The 18706-nt window shown below is 68.0% G+C and carries 18 protein-coding genes; 5 read left to right on the forward strand and 13 right to left on the reverse strand.

Going from position 1 to position 18706, the window contains the following annotated elements:
* Positions 1 to 323: 323 nt before the first annotated feature.
* Together AC5W7N_RS21935 and AC5W7N_RS21940 are read right to left on the reverse strand one after the other, a co-directional pair.
* Positions 324 to 737 carry a DoxX family protein gene (locus AC5W7N_RS21935; protein ID WP_163813760.1) on the reverse strand — a complete coding sequence of 138 codons (414 nt, stop codon included), beginning with the start codon at positions 735 to 737 and terminating at the stop codon, positions 324 to 326.
* A 79-nt stretch (positions 738 to 816) separates the two neighbouring features.
* On the reverse strand, positions 817 to 1707 hold the full coding sequence (locus AC5W7N_RS21940) for an AraC family transcriptional regulator (RefSeq protein ID WP_195020990.1): 891 nt from the start codon (positions 1705 to 1707) through the stop codon (positions 817 to 819).
* Positions 1708 to 1759: 52 nt separating this feature from the next.
* On the opposite strand from AC5W7N_RS21940, the gene AC5W7N_RS21945 reads away from it, so the two are divergent.
* Positions 1760 to 2230, forward strand: a complete 471-nt coding sequence (locus AC5W7N_RS21945) for a VOC family protein (RefSeq protein WP_194991988.1) — start codon at positions 1760 to 1762, stop codon at positions 2228 to 2230.
* A gap of 138 nt (positions 2231 to 2368) precedes the next feature.
* On the opposite strand, the gene uvrB is transcribed toward AC5W7N_RS21945, so the two are convergent.
* Positions 2369 to 4543: an excinuclease ABC subunit UvrB gene (gene uvrB / locus AC5W7N_RS21950; protein WP_104359525.1), complete on the reverse strand. Its 2175-nt coding sequence runs from the start codon at positions 4541 to 4543 to the stop codon at positions 2369 to 2371.
* Positions 4544 to 4643: 100 nt separating this feature from the next.
* On the opposite strand from uvrB, the gene AC5W7N_RS21955 reads away from it, so the two are divergent.
* Positions 4644 to 5168, forward strand: coding sequence for a ribonuclease FAU-1 family protein (locus tag AC5W7N_RS21955; RefSeq protein ID WP_163813757.1), 525 nt, complete (start codon positions 4644 to 4646; stop codon positions 5166 to 5168).
* 7 nt (positions 5169 to 5175) lie between these two features.
* Here AC5W7N_RS21955 and coaE read toward each other — a convergent pair whose 3' ends face one another.
* Together coaE and AC5W7N_RS21965 are read right to left on the reverse strand one after the other, a co-directional pair.
* Positions 5176 to 6381, reverse strand: a complete 1206-nt coding sequence (gene coaE, locus AC5W7N_RS21960; protein ID WP_194992560.1) for a dephospho-CoA kinase — start codon at positions 6379 to 6381, stop codon at positions 5176 to 5178.
* Positions 6382 to 7052: 671 nt separating this feature from the next.
* Positions 7053 to 7769, reverse strand: coding sequence for a TetR/AcrR family transcriptional regulator (locus AC5W7N_RS21965; protein WP_195007339.1), 717 nt, complete (start codon positions 7767 to 7769; stop codon positions 7053 to 7055).
* A gap of 104 nt (positions 7770 to 7873) precedes the next feature.
* Between AC5W7N_RS21965 and AC5W7N_RS21970 the strand changes: the two genes are divergently transcribed.
* Positions 7874 to 8551 (forward strand): NAD(P)-dependent oxidoreductase, encoded by a 678-nt coding sequence (locus AC5W7N_RS21970; RefSeq protein ID WP_495922082.1) that lies wholly within the window; start codon positions 7874 to 7876, stop codon positions 8549 to 8551.
* Between the two features lie 142 nt (positions 8552 to 8693).
* On the opposite strand, the gene rpsA is transcribed toward AC5W7N_RS21970, so the two are convergent.
* A complete protein-coding gene (gene rpsA, locus AC5W7N_RS21975) occupies positions 8694 to 10160 on the reverse strand; it encodes a 30S ribosomal protein S1 (protein WP_014350347.1) in 1467 nt (488 codons plus the stop codon).
* Between the two features lie 167 nt (positions 10161 to 10327).
* Between rpsA and AC5W7N_RS21980 the strand changes: the two genes are divergently transcribed.
* Positions 10328 to 11185 (forward strand): class I SAM-dependent methyltransferase, encoded by an 858-nt coding sequence (locus AC5W7N_RS21980; protein WP_495922083.1) that lies wholly within the window; start codon positions 10328 to 10330, stop codon positions 11183 to 11185.
* A gap of 41 nt (positions 11186 to 11226) precedes the next feature.
* Here the strand turns inward: AC5W7N_RS21980 and AC5W7N_RS21985 are convergent, their stop codons facing one another.
* The 3 genes from AC5W7N_RS21985 to AC5W7N_RS21995 all read right to left on the reverse strand — a co-directional run bounded on the left by AC5W7N_RS21985 (position 11227) and on the right by AC5W7N_RS21995 (position 13780).
* Positions 11227 to 11409, reverse strand: a complete 183-nt coding sequence (locus tag AC5W7N_RS21985; RefSeq protein ID WP_195020992.1) for a type II toxin-antitoxin system antitoxin — start codon at positions 11407 to 11409, stop codon at positions 11227 to 11229.
* A gap of 12 nt (positions 11410 to 11421) precedes the next feature.
* Positions 11422 to 12306 (reverse strand): SPFH domain-containing protein, encoded by an 885-nt coding sequence (locus tag AC5W7N_RS21990; protein ID WP_163813751.1) that lies wholly within the window; start codon positions 12304 to 12306, stop codon positions 11422 to 11424.
* Positions 12307 to 12391: 85 nt separating this feature from the next.
* The gene (locus tag AC5W7N_RS21995) at positions 12392 to 13780 is read right to left on the reverse strand and encodes an FAD-binding oxidoreductase (RefSeq protein WP_495922084.1); all 1389 of its coding nucleotides are present in this window, start codon (positions 13778 to 13780) and stop codon (positions 12392 to 12394) included.
* A 71-nt stretch (positions 13781 to 13851) separates the two neighbouring features.
* On the opposite strand from AC5W7N_RS21995, the gene AC5W7N_RS22000 reads away from it, so the two are divergent.
* A complete protein-coding gene (locus AC5W7N_RS22000) occupies positions 13852 to 14784 on the forward strand; it encodes a LysR family transcriptional regulator (RefSeq protein WP_195020995.1) in 933 nt (310 codons plus the stop codon).
* A 44-nt stretch (positions 14785 to 14828) separates the two neighbouring features.
* On the opposite strand, the gene AC5W7N_RS22005 is transcribed toward AC5W7N_RS22000, so the two are convergent.
* The 4 genes from AC5W7N_RS22005 to AC5W7N_RS22020 all read right to left on the reverse strand — a co-directional run bounded on the left by AC5W7N_RS22005 (position 14829) and on the right by AC5W7N_RS22020 (position 18698).
* Positions 14829 to 15581 carry an amino acid ABC transporter ATP-binding protein gene (locus AC5W7N_RS22005; protein WP_163813824.1) on the reverse strand — a complete coding sequence of 251 codons (753 nt, stop codon included), beginning with the start codon at positions 15579 to 15581 and terminating at the stop codon, positions 14829 to 14831.
* Positions 15582 to 15622: 41 nt separating this feature from the next.
* The gene (locus tag AC5W7N_RS22010) at positions 15623 to 16534 is read right to left on the reverse strand and encodes an amino acid ABC transporter permease (protein WP_104359452.1); all 912 of its coding nucleotides are present in this window, start codon (positions 16532 to 16534) and stop codon (positions 15623 to 15625) included.
* 1 nt (position 16535) lies between these two features.
* Positions 16536 to 17450 (reverse strand): ABC transporter substrate-binding protein, encoded by a 915-nt coding sequence (locus AC5W7N_RS22015; RefSeq protein ID WP_495922085.1) that lies wholly within the window; start codon positions 17448 to 17450, stop codon positions 16536 to 16538.
* Between the two features lie 156 nt (positions 17451 to 17606).
* Positions 17607 to 18698 (reverse strand): isocitrate/isopropylmalate dehydrogenase family protein, encoded by a 1092-nt coding sequence (locus tag AC5W7N_RS22020; protein ID WP_163813747.1) that lies wholly within the window; start codon positions 18696 to 18698, stop codon positions 17607 to 17609.
* Between the last annotated feature and the right edge of the window lie 8 nt (positions 18699 to 18706).

Raw genomic sequence — 18706 nt, forward strand, 5'->3', positions numbered from 1 at the left:
GTTCACCCGCGGTGGCAGCGGCCCGGCCTGGGCGAATACCGCATGGCCTGCTCTACCTGGGCGGACCCAAACCGGCCCGGGCTGGGCTGTGATCTGCCACAACATCGGTGAACGACGTTGCCGCTCTGGGACATTCATCACATGACCGGTACCGGAAACAGCTCCGGCCCGTCCGCGATCACGAACGGGCCGGCGGCCGGCAGGTACTGGGCTCAGGGCCACTGCCGGTAGTCGGCCCAGAAAATACCCAGAATCGCGCCGATGATGTCCATGCGTTCCCTTTCACTGCGGATGCGGACCGCAATATTAGCGCGTGCGCTCCGTCACAGGCTGAAAAGCGGTCCGGTGATGGTCAATCCCAGTTCGTCGGTGTGGGCGAAGAAGGCGAACAGCATCAGCGACGCTCCCGCCAGCGCCAGATCCTTGTTGAACTGGATCATCTCCATTTGCTTGGCCTCCGCATCGGTTTCGGACCAGAACCCGTGCATGAGCACCGCTGTCGGCAGCAGCATGATGAACAGCAGCAGCGCACCGAGATCGGCCCAGATGCCGAGCAGCACACTCAGACCGCCGAGCGCCATCAGCAATCCCGAAACGAGCACTCCGGCCTTGGCCGCGGGCACACCCCTGCTCTGCGCGTAACCGGTCATCGCCTCGGTCTGAGTGAAGTGACCGATGGCCGAGCCGAAAAAGAGCACAACGAACAACACCCGGCCGATCAACACCACGACATCCATGTCCAGCTCCTTGTTTCGCCGGTGGGTAGATGATGCGTAATTCAACCACTCGACCGGCCGGTGTTCGGCCGGAAATGATCTATCGGAACTGCTCCGGTATCTCCGCGCCGCGCGGGAGCATTTTCGCGGTGACCTCGTTGCGGGCGCGAAGGGTGTGTTTGGCATATTCCGCCGGCGCCATTCCGACTTCCGCGGTGAATTCGCGGGTGAAATGCGCCTGATCGTAATAGCCGAGCTCGGCCGCCAGTGCCGCCAGATCCTCGGCCCGGCCCCGGGCGAGCAGGTCGGCCGCGTCTTGGAGCCGGTAGCGGCGCAGCACCCATTTCGGACCGGCGCCGACATAGCGCCGGAACAGCCGTTGCAGGGTGCGGATCGACACCGCGTAGCGCTCGGTGACCTGATCGACACGGGTCAGTTCCTGGTCGCCTGCCATCGCCGCGACGATGCGCCGCACCAGGTCGTAGTTCGGGTCGGGCGCGGACAGTCCGCGGCCGAAGAACGATTCGACGATGTCGCGGCGGCCCGCATCGCCGGGCTCGACCAGTACCGCGGCGGTGAGCCGATCCGCGTCGGGCAGCACCTCGGCAAGGGCGACGGTGCGGTCGCGGAATTCGCCGACGTCGAGTCCGGTGAACGCGCCGAATCCGCCCGCGCGGAACCGGATCCCGAACGTTTCACCGGCGCCGGACAATTCGCGGACGAACTTGGTGGTGCAGACGCCGTTGACGAAGCCGCCGGTCTTGACGTCGGACCGCTCGAAGGTGACGTTCACGCACGGAAACGGCAGCACCTCGGCGATATACGGCGGCCGGCCGCGTAGATCCCAGCGCACCGACCAATACCAGTCGATGAACTCGGCCACCGCCGAGCCCACCGGCAGCCGGTTCAGGGTGCGATACCTGGCCTGCTCGTCCGGATGCAGGATCCCTTTGCGCCCGGTGAGGGCGCCGCGATCACCCCGCTCGGCCATGGTGTCGCTTTCTTACAAGATCACCGCGGCCGTAGCGCCGAGGATGAAAGACATGACAAGCACAGTGAATCCGATTCCCGACGGCTACCACTCCATCACCTGTTTCCTGGCCGTCGCCGACGCCAACAAGGCGATCGACTTCTACACCGAGGTCTTCGGCGCCGAGGTGATCACCCGCAACGATCTGCCCGACGGTCAGCCCGCCCACGCGGAGCTGAAGATCGGCGATTCCACGCTCCAGCTGGGCATGCCGATTCCGGACAACGGAGTGCTCGCACCGAACGGCGAGTGGGTGCACACCTCCCTCGTGCATTACTGCCCCGACACCGACGCGGCCGTCGCCCGTGCGGTCGAGCGTGGGGCCCGCTGTGTCGAAGAACCGCAGACCTTCGTCACCGGCGATCGTTTCGGCGTGATCATCGACCCGTTCGGCCACCGGTGGGCGGTGATGACCAAGGTCGAGGATGTCTCGCGGGAAGAGGCCGAGCGCCGCGTGAACGAATGGATGGCAACCCAGGGCTGAGCACTGTTCATTCCGGGCCGGGCGGCCGGGCGCCGTCGGCTGCGGCGGCACCCGGCCCGGGAGCCGCCGCGGGGCCGGCCGGCGAGCGGCGGCCCCGCAGCGCTCCGGACGACGAGACCCGATGGCCGACGACACCACTCAGCTCAACCCGGCCGCATCCATTCCGCGTAGCTCCTTTTTCAGGTCGGCGATCTCGTCGCGCAGCCGACCGGCGAGCTCGAATTGCAATTCGCGCGCGGCGTTCATCATCTGGTCGGTCAGTTCCTTCACCAGGTCGGCCAGTTCGGCGCGTGGCATGGACTTCACATCGCGGCCCTCGATGACGCCTGCGCTCACCGCCCGCCCCGGCTCGCCCTGGGCGCGCCTGCCGCGGCTGGCGTTGCGGCCCGAGCCGCCGACGGCGACCTCGTCGTCGGCCTCCTGATACACCTGGTCGAGGATGTCGGCGATCTTCTTGCGCAGCGGCTGCGGGTCGATGCCCATTTCCTCGTTGTAGGCGATCTGCTTGGCGCGGCGACGTTCGGTCTCGTCGATGGCGTGCCGCATCGAATCGGTGATCTTGTCCGCGTACATGTGCACCTCGCCGGACACGTTGCGCGCCGCGCGGCCGATGGTCTGGATCAGGCTGGTGCTGCTGCGCAGGAACCCTTCCTTGTCCGCGTCGAGGATCGCCACCAGCGACACCTCGGGCAGGTCGAGGCCCTCACGCAGCAGGTTGATGCCGACCAGCACGTCGTATTCGCCGAGGCGCAGCTGCCGCAGCAGTTCCACCCGGCGCAGGGTGTCGATCTCCGAATGCAGATACCGCACCCGTACCCCGAGACCGAGCAGATAGTCGGTGAGGTCCTCGGCCATCTTCTTGGTGAGGGTGGTGACCAGGACGCGTTCGTCGCGGTCGGTGCGTTGACGGATCTCGTGCACCAGATCGTCGATCTGGCCCTTGGTCGGTTTGACGATCACCTTCGGATCCACCAGACCGGTCGGGCGGATGACCTGCTCGACCACCTCACCACCGGATTGCCCCAGCTCGTAGTTGCCGGGGGTGGCCGACAGGTAGACCGTCTGCCCGATCCGCTCGGCGAACTCTTCCCAGGTGAGCGGCCGGTTGTCGATGGCCGACGGCAGCCGGAACCCGTATTCGACGAGGTTGCGCTTGCGCGACATATCGCCTTCGTACATGCCGCCGATCTGCGGCACCGTGACGTGCGACTCGTCGATGACCAGCAGGAAATCCTCGGGGAAATAGTCGAGCAGCGTCGCGGGCGCCGACCCGGCCGGGCGGCCGTCGATATGGCGCGAATAGTTCTCGATACCGGAGCAGAACCCGACCTGACGGATCATCTCCAGGTCGTACTGGGTGCGCATGCGCAATCGCTGCGCCTCGAGCAATTTGCCCTGCCGTTCGAATTCGGCGAGCCGCTGCTCGAGCTCGGCCTCGATATCGTGAACCGCGCGCTCCATCCGATCGGGGCCGGCCACATAGTGGGTGGCCGGGAAGATCCGCAGCGTATCCACCTGGCGCACCACATCACCGGTGAGCGGATGCAGGTAATACAGCGCGTCGATCTCGTCGCCGAAGAATTCGATACGGACCGCGAGCTCCTCATAGGAGGGGATGATCTCGACGGTATCGCCGCGCACCCGGAACGAGCCGCGCGTGAAGGCCATGTCGTTGCGGGTGTACTGCACATCGACCAGCAGCCGCAGCAGCGCGTCCCGATCGACCTCGGTGCCCACCTGCAGCTGCACCGAGCGGTCGAGATAGGACTGCGGGGTACCGAGGCCGTAGATGCACGACACCGACGCGACCACCACCACATCGCGGCGCGACAGCAGGCTCGACGTCGCCGAATGGCGCAGCCGCTCGACATCGTCGTTGATCGAGCTGTCCTTCTCGATATAGGTATCGGTCTGCGCGATATAGGCCTCGGGCTGGTAGTAGTCGTAGTACGAGACGAAATACTCGACCGCGTTGTGCGGGAGCATCTCGCGCAGTTCGTTGGCCAGCTGCGCGGCGAGCGTCTTGTTCGGCGCCATCACCAGCGTCGGCCGCTGCAGCCGCTCGATCAGCCACGCGGTGGTGGCCGATTTACCGGTACCGGTGGCGCCGAGCAGCACCACATCGCGCTCCCCCGCCTTGATGCGGCGTTCGAGCTCATCGATGGCGGCGGGCTGATCACCTGCGGGCTGATGCGGGCTGACGACCTCGAACCGGCCACCGGCGCGTTCGATCTCGCCCACCGGACGGAACTCCGAATGGGCCAGCGGGGTGCCGCCCTGTTCGTCGGCCGGGATCTCGGTTGCGAATGCCATGGTCACCAGGGTAGGCGCAGCCACCGACAGATTTCGGCCGAGGAGAGCCGCGCCACGACCGGCCTGGACAACGGCATCGCTGACGGTAGATTCTCGGGACATGACTCAGGCACCATCCGTGCACGTGCACCGGCCGAAGGTGGAGTACTTCAACGTCGCCGAGCTCACCAACACCGATCCCAAGGGGTTCGTCCGGCCGGTGCAGAACTACCGCGTCGAGCCGTGGGGCCTGTACATGGCGCGCACCGCCGATCATCCGTCGTTCCACTACATGGAGTCATGGCTGCTGCCCGAGCTGTCGATCCGCGCGACGGTGTTCCACTACACCGCCGCGCATCTGCGTAACCAGGACTACTACATCGACATCGGCGAGTTCACCGAGGTCGAACCCAAGAAGTGGCGGTCGGTGGACCACTATCTGGATCTGCTGGTGCGCACCGGACGCGATACCCGTCTGCTCGACGTGGACGAACTGCTGGCGGCGCTGCAGGCCGGTCTGGTGGACGCGGCCACCGCGGAAAAGGCGATCGCCACCGCCACCGCGGCCATCGACGGTATCGCCGCGCACGGCCACGACCTGCTGGCCTGGACCGCTTCGCGGGGTATGCCGCTCAGCTGGCTGTGAGCGGCGATCAGGCCTGCTCCGCGCGCCACCGCATGATCTTCGGGTACGCCTGGTCGAACCACGGTTCCTTCACCGCCAGGTAGGCCACCATCGCCTCGTCACCGGACAAGCCCGCGGCCTTCGACTCCCCCTCGCGCTTGACCCGCGCGTACTCCTCGCGGGCGCCGGCATCCGCGCGCAGCCAGTCCCGGAAGGCCAGCGCGAACTGCTGACCGGGCGAGCCGTCGACACGCAGGTGCACATTGGCCGGACGGCCCGGGTCGGCGCTGCCGTGGAACCGCTTGGCCCACAGCTCGGTGTCGACGCCCTCGGGATCGGCCTCGGTCGGCTTCGGGTTGTCGTGCGCGATCCGGGAGACCACCGGGAATCCGGCCGCGCCCAGTGCGTCACGCAGGCCGTCGGCGGCGGCGAGATCGGCCACGGTGATCTGGATATCGATGACGTCCTTGGCGAGCAGTCCCGGCACCGCGGTCGATCCGACGTGATCGATGCGCGAGGCCGCCGCCCCCGCGACCACCCACAGCCGGGCGATCAACCGCTGCGCCTGCGCCGCCCACTGCGGAGCGGGTGCGACCAGCCGCAGTTCGGTCTCGGCCACCCGGGCGGTGCGCATGTTGTGCTCGAAGGGCACAAGTCGTTCGTCCCACAGCTGGTGTACAGCGGATTCGATGGCTTCGGCCGGCCCGTTGTTGTCGAGCAGGACGTCGGCGACGGCCCGTCGCTGCTCATCGGTGGCCTGGGCCGAAATGCGGGCGCGCGCATCGGCTTCGGGCACGCCGCGCGAGTGCACGAGCCGCTGGATGCGGGTCTCGGCGGCCACGTCCACCACGATCACCAGATTCATCAGCGGCGCCAAGCCGTTCTCCACCAGCAGCGGAATATCTTGCACGACAATGGCATCCGGCGCGGCAGCGGCCAGCAGTTCAGTGGTGCGGCGGCCGACCAGCGGGTGCGTGATCGCGTTCAACCGGGCGCGCGCGTCGTCGTCGGCGAAGGCTCTGGCCGCCAGCGCGGGCCGGTCCAAACTACCGTCGGCGGCCAGAATATCGGGGCCGAAGGCCTCGACCAGAGCGGCGAGCCCCTCGGTGCCCGGCGCGACGACCTCGCGCGCGATCGCATCCGAGTCGATCACCACCGCGCCCCGTTCGGCGAGGATCCGCGCCACGGTCGACTTGCCGGCACCCATGCCTCCGGTGAGGCCGATTCGTAACATCCGACCAGTTTCGCATCCGGGCGGCCGAGCTCCCATTCGGTACCCATCCACGGGCGGTGCCGCCACGAACAGTGGATGCGGGCCGACGACGCCCCGCGTGAATCGGGGCCGGAAATCCGCGGCACCGCATGGAATCGGCCTTCGCTTTCGCGAGCAATATGCCGACCATGTTGGATACCCACTCCCGCATCCCTTTTCACCACCCTGCACCGCAATTGCCCGTTCCGTGACGCGGCCGAGACCATCTCGCAACATTTCCTGTCGAAGTCGGTTTCCAAGCGATAACTTTCCGACACGCCGGGCAATTACTTCGGCAAAATACACTGCCGACGACTTCGGGTCCGCTAATCTTCGCCGTGGCGATCCAGGCCAGAACCATCAAGCAAAGGAAGACCATTGGGCACCAGTAACAACCAGACGGGTCGCCACCGCCTGGGAATGGCGGGAGGCGTGCACTGCATCGAAATCCCCGCCGTCGCGGCTGCGCTCGCCGAGCATCGCCGCACATGGTTCACCTCGTTGATCAGTCCGGCTCGGCATAGTTTCGCCGCCATGCGCCGGCGTTCCGCGACGCCCTCGGTGCGCTGGGTTCCCGCCACCGCGGGCTGACGCCCACTTCCACGACAGTGGCCCGGTCCTCGCGACCGGGCCACTGTCGTGCGCGTCGACGACTATCGCCGCGGCAGCTGCGGCGACAGTCCCAGCGAATGCACCAGGTCGAGCATCTCGGCCCGGAACAGCCGCGCCGGATCCTGCGCCAGCGGGCGCAGATGGCCGTACACCTCGAGCGCGACCAGCCCGTGCATCCGGCCCCACATGCGCAGCGCGAGAGCCAGCCCCGCGGGCGGGAGATCGGGGAAATCGGTGCGCACATGGTCGACCAGATCGGCGTCGAAATCCGTCCACGCGAATTCCGGAGAGGTGTCCGCGCGGCCGTCGGCGCCGTGCGGCCAGGCCGCGGCGGCCAGCCCGACCAGGCCGGTGCAGGCCCGTAGCCGCGCCCCGGCGGCGGGGCCGCCGGGCGGGGGTTGGTAGCCGGGGACCGGGTCACCGTAGATCAGCCGGAATTCGGCGGGTCGCGCCACCGCCCAGTCCCGCACCGCCTCGCCCCACGCGATGATGCGAGCACCCGGATCATCGGCGGCGATGGCGTCGCGGGCCGCTTCGACGCGGTCCAGCAGCGCCGTGTAGACCTCGGTGATCAGCGTCGAGATGAGTTCGTCGCGAGTGGCGTAGTAGCCGTAGATGGCGCCCGCCGTCATGCCCATCTCGCGGGCGATGGCCCGCAGTGTCACAGCATCGGGACCGCCCTCGTCGAGCAATCGCAGCGCGACCGTCTTGATCTCCTGCGCCGTCTGAGCACGCAGCCGCTCTCGCCGACTCGTCATCGCCTCCACCACGGTTGACACTCTACAGCGTGCGAGTACTATCCGCCGTGCAGTCACTGAACGCCGTGTAGTAATTGCACGGCATGTACAGCAGAGGAGTCTGGATGGATATCGGGGTGTTCGGCGCGAGCGGGGTCATCGGTTCGCGGGTGGTCGAGGAGGCGCGGCGGCGCGGGCATACGGTGCGGGCGTTCGCCAGTGATGCGGCACGGTTTCCCGCGGCGCGCGAGGGCGTCAGCTGGCAGGTGGCGGACTGGCGCGATGCCGATAGTGTCGCGGAGGCTATCGGCGGCCTGGATGTGGTGGTCAGCGCGGTGAATGCGGGACATGGAATCGAGGACACCATTGCCAAGGCCGACGATTTCGTGGTCGGTGCGCGGGCGATGGTGCGGGCGATGACCCGTCATCCGGCGCTTCGGCTGATCGCAGTGGGCGGTGGCGGAAGTTTGGAGGTCGCGCCCGGGATGCAGCTGGTGGATCAGCCGGGGTTCGCCGAGGGGCTGCCGGAGAATCTCGGGGTCCCGGCCGAGTATCACCGGGTGATCTCGGCGCTGCGCGAGGCGTTGAACGTGTACCGGCTCTCCGACCGGCAGTGGACGTATCTGAGCCCGTCCTCGGGGCGGATCGATCCGGGTGTGCGCACCGGCCGCTACCGCCTCGGCGGCGATCAGCTCCTGGCGGCCGATACCGATATCTCGGCCGAGGATCTCGCGGTCGCGCTCATCGACGAGGCCGAGAATTCCCGGTTCGTGCAACGCCGGTTCACTGTCGCCGCCGCCTGATCGCCCCCTCGCCGCAGGTCCTGCCTGCGGCGATCCGGGCGGGCGGCCGAGATCACCGGGCCCCGCACCGGTGATCGGCCCGGACAAGCCCGAAGGCCCCGGTCCATTGCGGACCGGGGCCTTCGGTGTTGCTCTAGCCGTATCAGGCGTTGCCGGAGAGCTTCTCCCGCAGAGCCGCGAGCTGGGCGTCGCTGGCGAGCGAGCCGCCGGCGGACTCGGGCTGGCTGGAGGTGGACTGCGAACCGCTCTCGGAGGAGTAGTTCGACGAGCCGCCACCGTTCGCGGCCTCGGCCGCGGCGTCGGCCGCCATCTTCTCCATCTGCGCGGTGTGCATCTTGTGGCGACGCTCCGCCTCGGCGTAGCGGCCTTCCCACTCCTCGCGCTGCTTGTCGAAGCCCTCGAGCCATTCGTTGGTCTCGGGATCGAAGCCCTCGGGGAAGATGTAGTTGCCCTGCTCGTCGTAGCTGTCGGCCATGCCGTACTTCGACGGGTCGAACTCGGCGTGGTAATCCTCGTTCGCCTGCTTCAGCGACAGCGAGATCCGGCGACGCTCCAGGTCGATGTCGATGACCTTGACCATCGCGTCGTCGCCGACGGCAACGACCTGGTCCGGCACCTCGACGTGGCGCTCGGCCAGCTCGGAGATGTGCACCAGGCCCTCGATGCCCTCTTCGACGCGCACGAACGCACCGAACGGAACCAGCTTGGTGACCTTGCCCGGCACGATCTGACCGATCGCGTGGGTGCGGGCGAACTGACGCCACGGATCTTCCTGGGTGGCCTTCAGCGACAGCGAGACGCGCTCGCGGTCCAGGTCGACGTCGAGCACCTCGACGGTGACCTCGGTGCCCACCTCGACGACCTCGGACGGGTGGTCGATGTGCTTCCAGGACAGCTCGGAGACGTGCACCAGACCGTCGACGCCGCCCAGGTCCACGAAGGCACCGAAGTTGACGATCGAGGAGACCACACCCTTGCGGACCTGGCCCTTCTGCAGCTGGTGCAGGAACTCGCTGCGGACCTCGGACTGGGTCTGCTCCAGCCAGGCGCGACGCGAGAGAACCACGTTGTTGCGGTTCTTGTCGAGCTCGATGATCTTGGCCTCGATCTCCTTGCCGACGTACGGCTGCAGATCGCGGACCCGACGCATCTCGACCAGCGAGGCGGGCAGGAAGCCGCGCAGCCCGATGTCGAGGATCAGGCCACCCTTGACGACCTCGATGACGGTGCCCTTGACGGCCTCGTCCTTCTCCTTGAGCTCCTCGATCGTGCCCCACGCGCGCTCGTACTGCGCCCGCTTCTTCGACAGGATCAGGCGGCCTTCCTTGTCCTCCTTGGTGAGAACCAGGGCCTCGACCTCATCACCCACGGAAACGACCTCGTTGGGGTCGACATCGTGTTTGATGGAGAGCTCACGGGAGGGGATGACGCCTTCGGTCTTGTAACCGATGTCGAGCAGGACCTCGTCACGATCGACCTTGACGATGGTTCCCTCGACGATGTCGCCATCGTTGAAGTACTTGATCGTGGCGTCGATGGCGGCGAGGAAATCCTCGGCGGAGCCGATGTCGTTGACGGCTACCTGCGGCGAGGTGACGGTGGTGGGCATATGTGGATTTGCTCCGGACGGATTGTGGTCGGTTGCGGACATTGGATCTTTCGGTACTGTGCGACACACCGAAATTGGGCGCGGTGTGATCACTCGCGCGTTCAGCGTACGCGACCTGCATCGGGCCGGGCAAACCGGTCCCGTCGCCACGCCGATACTCTTACGGCGTGTCGGACGATCGCCATGCGCAAGCAAACGAACTGCTCGGAACCGTTGGTCCGGCACGTGCCCGAATCGATTCCACGGACTCCGAACGTGCCAGCCGGCGCTGGTGGGATGCCGACGCCGGCCAATACCACGATACCCATGCCGAATTCCTCGGTGTCGACTCCCCCGGCGGTGAATTCGTCTGGTGTCCCGAGGGACTGCACGAGGGCGATTGGCATCTGCTCGGCGATATTGCGGGACAGGGCATTCTGGAGATCGGTTGCGGTTCGGCGCCGTGTTCGCGCTGGCTGGCGAGCAATGGCGCGTTCCCGGTCGGCCTGGATCTGTCGGCGGGCATGCTCGCGCACGGGCTGACCGCGATGGCACGCGGCGGTCCACGGGTGCCGCTGGTGCAGGCCACCGCCGAGGCGCTGCCCTTCGCCGGGGAATCCTTCGACGCCGCCTGCTCGGCGTTCGGCGCGATCCCCTTCGTCGCCGATTCGGCCCGGGTGATGCGCGAGGTCGAGCGGGTGCTGCGGCCCGGCGGGCGCTGGGTGTTCTCGGTGAACCATCCCATGCGCTGGATCTTCCCCGACGATCCCGGGCCGGCGGGGCTGGTGGCCACCACCCCGTACTTCGACCGCACCCCTTATATAGAGGTCGATGCCGACGGCGAGCCCACCTACGTCGAACACCACCGCACCATCGGCGATCGGGTCCGCGAGATCGTCGCCGCCGGCCTGATCCTGGAGGACATCATCGAACCGGACTGGCCGGAATGGCTGGACCGGGAATGGGGCCAGTGGAGCCCGCTGCGCGGCGCGCTGTTCCCCGGCACCGCGATCTTCGTGGCCCGCAAACCCGGCGCCACGACATGAACGACCGGACCGCACGTCGTTCCCGAGCGTGCGGTCCGGTGTCATTCGCCCTCGTCGGCCGATGACCGGCCCGGCCGGGGTTTGCGCCCGGCATTGTCCAGGGCAAGGCGCAGTGCGTATTCGATCTGCGCGTTGACGCTGCGCAGGTCGTCGGAGGCCCAGCGGGCCACCGCCTCGTACACCGCCGGATCGAGCCGGAGCAGGATCTTCTTACGGTCGGCCATCGCGCTCGCCGGTCAGGAGTAGAGCGATCCGGCGTTGACCACGGGCTGGGTCGGTCGATCACCGCACAGCACCACCAGCAGGTTCGACACCATGCCGGCCTTGCGCTCCTCGTCGAGTTCCACCATGCCCTGGGCGGCCAGCCGCTCGAGCGCGAGACCGACCATGCCGACCGCGCCTTCCACGATGTGGGTGCGGGCCGCGACCACCTGCGACGCCTGCTGGCGCACCAGCATGGCCTGGGCGATCTCGGGGGCGTAGGCGAGGTGGGTGATGCGGGCCTCCAGCACCTCGATACCGGCCAGTTCGGTGCGTTCCCGCAGTTCGACGGTGAGTTCCTCGGCGACCTCGCTGCCGTCACGCAGGCTGGTGCGCTCGTCGTCGTGGGCATCATAGGGATGGGTGGTGGCCAGATGCCGGACCGCGGCCTCGGACTGGGTCTCCACGTATTCCTCGTAATCGTCGACGGCGAACGCGGCCTTGTAACTGTCGACCACCCGGTAGACGACCACCGCGGCGATCTCGACCGGATTGCCGTCGGCGTCGTTGACCTTCAGCTTCTGGGTCTCGAAGTTACGCACCCGCAGCGAGATGCTGCGCCGGTCGGTCAGCGGCAGCACCGAGAAGAAGCCCGGTTCGCTCACCGAGCCGATGTAGCGGCCGAAGAACTGCACCACTTTCGCCTCGTTCGGGTTCACCACGATCAGCCCGGTGATCGCGAGCAGCAGCGCGACCAGCACGACCGATCCGGCGATGCCGGCCCCGATCGCGGCGGCGTTGCCGTCCTTGGTGCCGACGACGAAGGCGAGCGCGGTGGCGCCGCCGACGGCGAGCGTCAGCACCAGCCACGTCAGTAGCACCACGAACCCGTTGACGTGGACAGCGGCACGAAGCTTCATGACATCCTCCCGGTATCAAAGTGATATCACGACAATAGCATGGTGCCGCCGTCGTAGACCTGGTTCGTTCCGATCTGCGGGCGGATCAGCTCGCCGGGCGGATATTGCGGTTGAAACGGAACATGTTGTGCGGGTCGTAGACCGCCTTCAGCGCGGCCAGCCGCCGGTAGGTCTCCTCCCGGTACCCGCCCCGGGTCTGCGCCTCGTCGGCCACATCGCCGGCGCCGTAGAGGAAGTTGAGACTGTGGCCGATCGTCCACGGCGCCAGTGCGGCGCGCACCGGAGCGCCGGGCTCGACGGGGCCGGCCCCCGGCTCCGGCATGGTGATCGCCCGCACCACGTAGCGGGCCTCGCGGTGGTCGAGGGCCAGATCCTCGCGGGCCGTACGCAGCGCGCCACCGAGATGCCGGATATCGATGACGGCGCCGAGCCCGGAATCGGGTCCGGCCACCGACAGCAAGGCCTGCAATGCCTCCGGCGTGAGGTCGTCGAGCAGGGCGTTGGTGGCGGCGTAGGCGTGCGGGTCGGCCGGATCGGAGTGGATGGTGTGCGATTCGGTGTAGGGCATGCGGCGCAGATCGTCCTTCAACGGTGTGCCGATCGCCCGGAGCGGCGCGACCAGGCGCTCGCCTGCCTCGGCGTCGCCGGCGATCGCGATCCGGATGGAGGCGACGAACCGGCCACGCAGCGGCTGCGGCACCGGCGGGATATCCGGGAAGGCGAGCATGGCGACGGTGGAGGTCACCGTGTCGGGCACGGTCGTGGTCCATTCCCGCCACGCCTCGAGCGCGCGCGGCACCTGGGCGGTGTCGAACATGAGTTGACCGCCGTAGACGGTGGTCACCGGCACCAGGCCCACTTCCAGCGCCGTCACGACGCCGAAATTGCCGCCGCTGCCGAGCACCGCACCGAACAGTTCGTCACCGGGGCGCAGCGTGCGCACCCGGCCGTCGGCGGTGACCAGCTCGATCGCGCGGACGTGGTCGGCGGCGTAGCCGTAGGTGCGCCCGAGCAGGCCGAGCCCGCCGCCGAGGACGTAGCCGACCACACCGACCGAGGGCGACGACCCGTTCAGCGGCGCAAGTCCGTGCCCGGCCGCGGCGTCGATCAACGCGCCGGCCTGTACACCCGCGCCGATACGCGCGGTCGCGGCGTCGGCATCGATGTGGATGCCGGTCATGCGCCGTGTGCTGATGAGCACGCCGCCCTCGGCGGCGACCGACAAGCCGTGTCCGGTGGCCTGCACCGCCACCGGCAGCCGGTGCCTGGCGGCGAATTCGACGGCGGCCCGGACGTCTTCGGTGTGCCGGGCGGCCACGACCACGGCCGGACGGTGCTGGTAGGCGGTCTGGAATCCGGAGATCTCGGTGGCGTACTTCGCGTCCGCCGGCCGGAGCACCGGCGCGGGGAAGGACGGCAATTCCGCCTCGGCGGCTGGAGTGAGAGCGAGGTATTCGGCTGCGATGTTTCCCATGCCTTCGACAGTGCCCCGGCCAGGGCGATAAGGGAAACAGCTAGTTTGTCTTGCTGCCATAATCATCAGTTATGGAATTGCGGCAACTGCGCTACTTCGTCACCGTGGTCGACGAAGGCGGTTTCACCCGCGCCGCGCAACGGCTGCATCTGACCCAGCCCGGGCTGAGCGCACAGATCCGGCAGCTGGAACGCGAGCTGGGCCAACCGCTGCTCGAGCGTGGTACGCGCCGGGTCACACCGACCGAGGTCGGCGCCGCGGTACTGGCCGATGCCCGCGCCGCGCTCGCCGCCGCCGAACGGATCGCGCAGACCGTCGACGAGTTCACCGGGCTGCTGCGCGGGCAGGTGCGGGTCGGGCTCATCTCCGGCGCCGCGATGGAGGCCTTCGATGTGCCCGCCGCGCTGGCCGCCTTCCACGACGATCATCCGCAGGTCGGCATCGTGCTCACCGAGGACACTTCGCAGCGCATGCTGGACGCGGTGGGCAGCGGCGAGCTGGATATCGCGGTGGTCGGGTTGACCGGGGCGGAACTCGATCCGGGTATCGCCGTCGACGTCATCCTCGACACCGCGGTGGTGGCCGCCGTCGCCGCCGACGACGGCACCGAGGGCGCGCTGATGCCGCTGCGCGATCTTCGCGACCGCCCGCTGATCTGCCTGCCCGCAGGCACCGGCATTCACGGCGTACTCCAACGTGCGTGCGCGGCAGCGGGTTTCACCCCGAATATCGCGTTCGAAGCCGCGGCGCCGCCACTGTTGCTGCGGCTGGCGGCGCATGGGCTCGGTGTCGCGGTGGTACCCGAACTCACCGAGGCCGAGGCCGCCGCGTTCGGCGTCCGAGCGCTGCCCATCGTGCAACCCGAACTGCGCGGGCAGTTGGCCATCGCCTGGCGCACCGCCCGCCCCATGCCTCCGGCGGCGAAAGTGCTGCTCGGCCAGCTACGCATCGCCCTGGCACGGCCGACGGGCGCGACGCCGGCGGCCCCGGGTCCGGCGCGCTGACACCGCACCGGATCGTCCGAACGCCGCGTCCGGGAATCTCGCGATCAGAGCAGCCGCGACAAGAACGCCTTGGTGCGTTCGTGTTTCGGCTCCGCCAGCACCGCACGCGGCGCGCCGGCCTCGACCACCACTCCCCCGTCCATGAACACCAGCTGGTCGGCGACCTCGCGGGCGAAACCCATTTCGTGGGTGACCACGACCATCGTCATGCCGTCGTCGGCGAGCTCGCGCATCACGGTGAGCACCTCGCCCACCAGCTCGGGGTCCAGCGCGGAGGTCGGCTCGTCGAACAGCATCAGCTTCGGGTCCATCGCCAGTGCCCGGGCGATCGCCACCCGCTGCTGCTGCCCGCCGGACAGCTGCGCCGGATACGCATTGGCCTTGTCCGCCAACCCCACCCGATCCAGCAATTCCTTGGCCCGGCCCACCGCCTCCGACTTGCGCATCCTCTTGACCTGAGTCGGCGCCTCGATGATGTTCGCGAGCGCGGTGCGGTGCGGGAACAGGTTGAAATGCTGGAAGACCATGCCGATATCGCGGCGCTGCCTGGCCGCTTCCCGCGGATGCAGCTCGTAGAGCTTGTCGCCCTTCTCCCGGTAACCGACCAGCTCGCCGTCGACGTAGAGCCGTCCGGCATTGACCTGCTCGAGATGGTTGATGCAGCGCAGGAACGTCGACTTGCCCGAACCTGAGGGCCCGACCAGGCACAGCACCTGCCCACGCTGCACCTCCAGCGAGATCCCCTTGAGCACCTGGAGCGCCCCGAAGGATTTGCACACCCGATCGGCGACGATCATCGGCTCGGCCGCGGAATCGGCGCCACCCTTCATCGCATCGCTCATTTCGCCTTCACCACATTCTGCGCATCGGCCAGTTCCTGCAACTGTTTGGCGGTCAGCTGCCGCGAGACCCCACGCGAGAAGTAGCGCTCCAGGTAGTACTGCCCGACCATCAGCACGCTGGTGATGGCCAGGTACCAGGTGGCGATGACCAGCAGCAGCGGGATCGGCAGGAAGTTGACGCCGTAGATATCGCGGGCGCGGCCGAACAGGTCGGTACTGAGCGGGATCGCGGTCACCAGCGAGGTGGTTTTGAGCATGCCGATCAGTTCGTTGCCGGTGGGCGGGATGATCACCCGCATCGCCTGCGGCAGCACCGTCCGGCGCATGGTCTGCGACCACGTCATGCCGAGCGCGACCGACGCCTCGCGCTGCCCCTCACCGACCGAATTGATGCCGGCGCGCACGATTTCGGCCATATACGCGGCCTCATTGAGGCCGAGGCCGATCACCGCGAAGGCGAACGCGGCCTGCAAGCCCTGCACATCCAGCTCCACCAGCTGCGGCCCGAACGGCACCCCGAGGGTGATCTGCTTGTACAGCGAGGGCACCAGTCCCCAGAACACCAACTGCACGAACACCGGTGTGCCGCGGAAGATCCACAGATACACCCACGCGGTCGACCGCAGCACCGGATTCGGTGACAGGCGCATCACCGCGAGCAGCGCGCCGAGCACCACCGCGATCGCCATGGACAGCACCGTCAGCTCGAGCGTGACGACGGCGCCCTCGGCGATGCGACTATCGCGCAGGTACCGCCAGTAGACGTCCCAGCGGTAGGCCGGATTCGTCGCGGCGCCATAGATGAACAGCCCGACCAGCACCAGGATGGCGGTCGCGGCGAGCCAACGCCCCGGCCTGCGCAGCGGGACGGCCTTGATCGGCTCCGGCTCGGTCTGTGATTCGCTCATTTCATCCCTTCGGCGCGCCGTTGATGACGGACTCGGTGATCGCGCCCTCCTGCACACCCCAGTTCTCGGTGATCTGGCGGTACTTGCCGTTGTCGATCAGATGTTGCAGCGCCTGCTGCAGCACCGGGGCCAACGGCGACCCCTTCGCCACCGCCCAGCCGTAGGGCGCGGCGTCGACGACCGGGCCCGCCGGTTCGATCTTGCCCTCGGTGAGCTTGATGGCATACGCGGTGACCGGCGAATCGGCCGACATGGCGTCCACCTGGCCGAGCACCAGCGCATTCGTCGCCGCGCTCTGCTCATCGAAACTCTGGATGATGATCGGGTCCTTGCCCGCCGCTTCGCAGGCCCGGCTCTTGGCGGGCAGCTCTTCCAGATGCTCGAAGGTGGTGGCCTGCACCGCCACCCGCTTACCGCAGGCATTGTCCGGGTCGACCGGCCGGTCGGCGCGCTGGGCCCATTGCACGCCCGCGCTGAAGTAGGTGACGAAATCGACCTGCTTTTCCCGTTCGAGCGAGTCGGTGATCGAGGACATGCCCACGTGGTAGGTGCCGGCCTGCACGGCGGGAATGATCTTCTCGAACGCCGACTCGATGTATTCGGCGCGCAAGCCGAGCACTGTGGTCACCGCGTCCATCAGGTCGACGTCGAAGCCGGCGATATTGCCGTCGCTGTCGCGGTACTCATTGGGCTGATACGGCACGTTCACCCCCACCTTCAGCACCCCGGACTGCCGGATCTCCGGCGGCACCAGCGCCGCGAGCTCGGGCACCTCGCTCACCGGCACCTTCGCGACGTCGGGTAGATCCTCGGTGTTGTGCGTGCAGCCGGTGACCGCGAGCACGATGGCACCGAGCACGGCGGCCCCCAGTATCGCCCAGCGTCCACGCCTGCCGGGTTCGGTTCGATCAGCCACCGCAGCCTCCACCTTCCGGTCCGGAGTACCCGACCCCACCCTTCTCGCGATCCAGGCGACCGAGCACCCGCGTACCGGACAGTAGCGGAGAATCCGGCCCCTGCGGTCCAATACACACCGAGCCGTAATGCGCGCTCGCCCGCCTCCGGTGCGCGCTCATCGGCGATGCACCCGCGCGCTCACCTGCTCGGTGAACTCACTCGTCGAGGCCAGTCCACCGAGGTCGGCGGTCGCGATCCCGGCTTCCAGCGTCGTCGCGACGGCACGCTCGATGCGCTCGGCGGCCTGGGTCAGCACCGGGTCGGCACGGCGAATTCCCATCCAATGCAACAACATTGCCGATGACAATTGCAGGGCGGCAGGGTTGGCGCGGTTGCGTCCGGCCAGCGTCGGCGCCGCGCCGTGCACGGCCTGCGCCATGGCGCGATCGGCCGAACAGTTCAGCGACGCCGCAAGACCGAGCGAACCGCTCAGCTCCGCGGCCAGATCCGAGAGGATGTCGCCGAAGAGGTTCTCGGTGACCAGGACATCGAAGTCGCCGGGCGCGCGGACCAGGTGCGCGGCGGTGGCGTCGACGTGTTCGTCGTCGACGCGCACACCCGGATACTGGTGCGCCACCTCGTAGCAGACGTCGCGGAACAGGCCCATCGTCATCGGCAGCACATTGGCCTTGTGCACGATCGTCACCCGTTTGCGCCGGGTGCTCGCCAGCCGCATGGCCTCGTGCGCGATCAGTTCGCAGGCTCGACGGGTGACCACGCCGACGGACATGGCGACGTCTTCGGTCGGCCGGAACTCACCGGTTCCGGCGAACATATTGCGGTCGGCGTAGAAGCCCTCACTGTTCTCCCGCACGATCACCAGGTCGATATCGGGGGCGGCCGCGCGCACACCGGGGAACGCCCTGGCCGGACGGATATTGGCGTACAGGCCGAAATGTTTGCGGATCGCGCCGCCCGGAGCCGCCCGGTGTTCGGGCGGATAAGAGGCGTTGTCGTGCGGGCCGAGGATCCAGCCGTCCAGCTCGGCGAGCGCGTCGAGGGTGTGCTGCGGCAACGCGCTGCCGTACTCGGCGATGGCGCGGTGGCCGATCGGTAGCCGCACCCAGTCCACGGCGGCCGCGCCCGAGGCCACCAGGGCCTCGTCGACCACGGCGCGCGCCGCGCCCACCACCTCGGGGCCGATGCCGTCGCCGTCGATCAGCCCCAATCGCAGCGGTTCACCACCTGTTTGCTTCGACTCGTGCACCCCGACAT

The sequence above is a fragment of the Nocardia sp. CDC519 genome, from assembly GCF_059509835.1.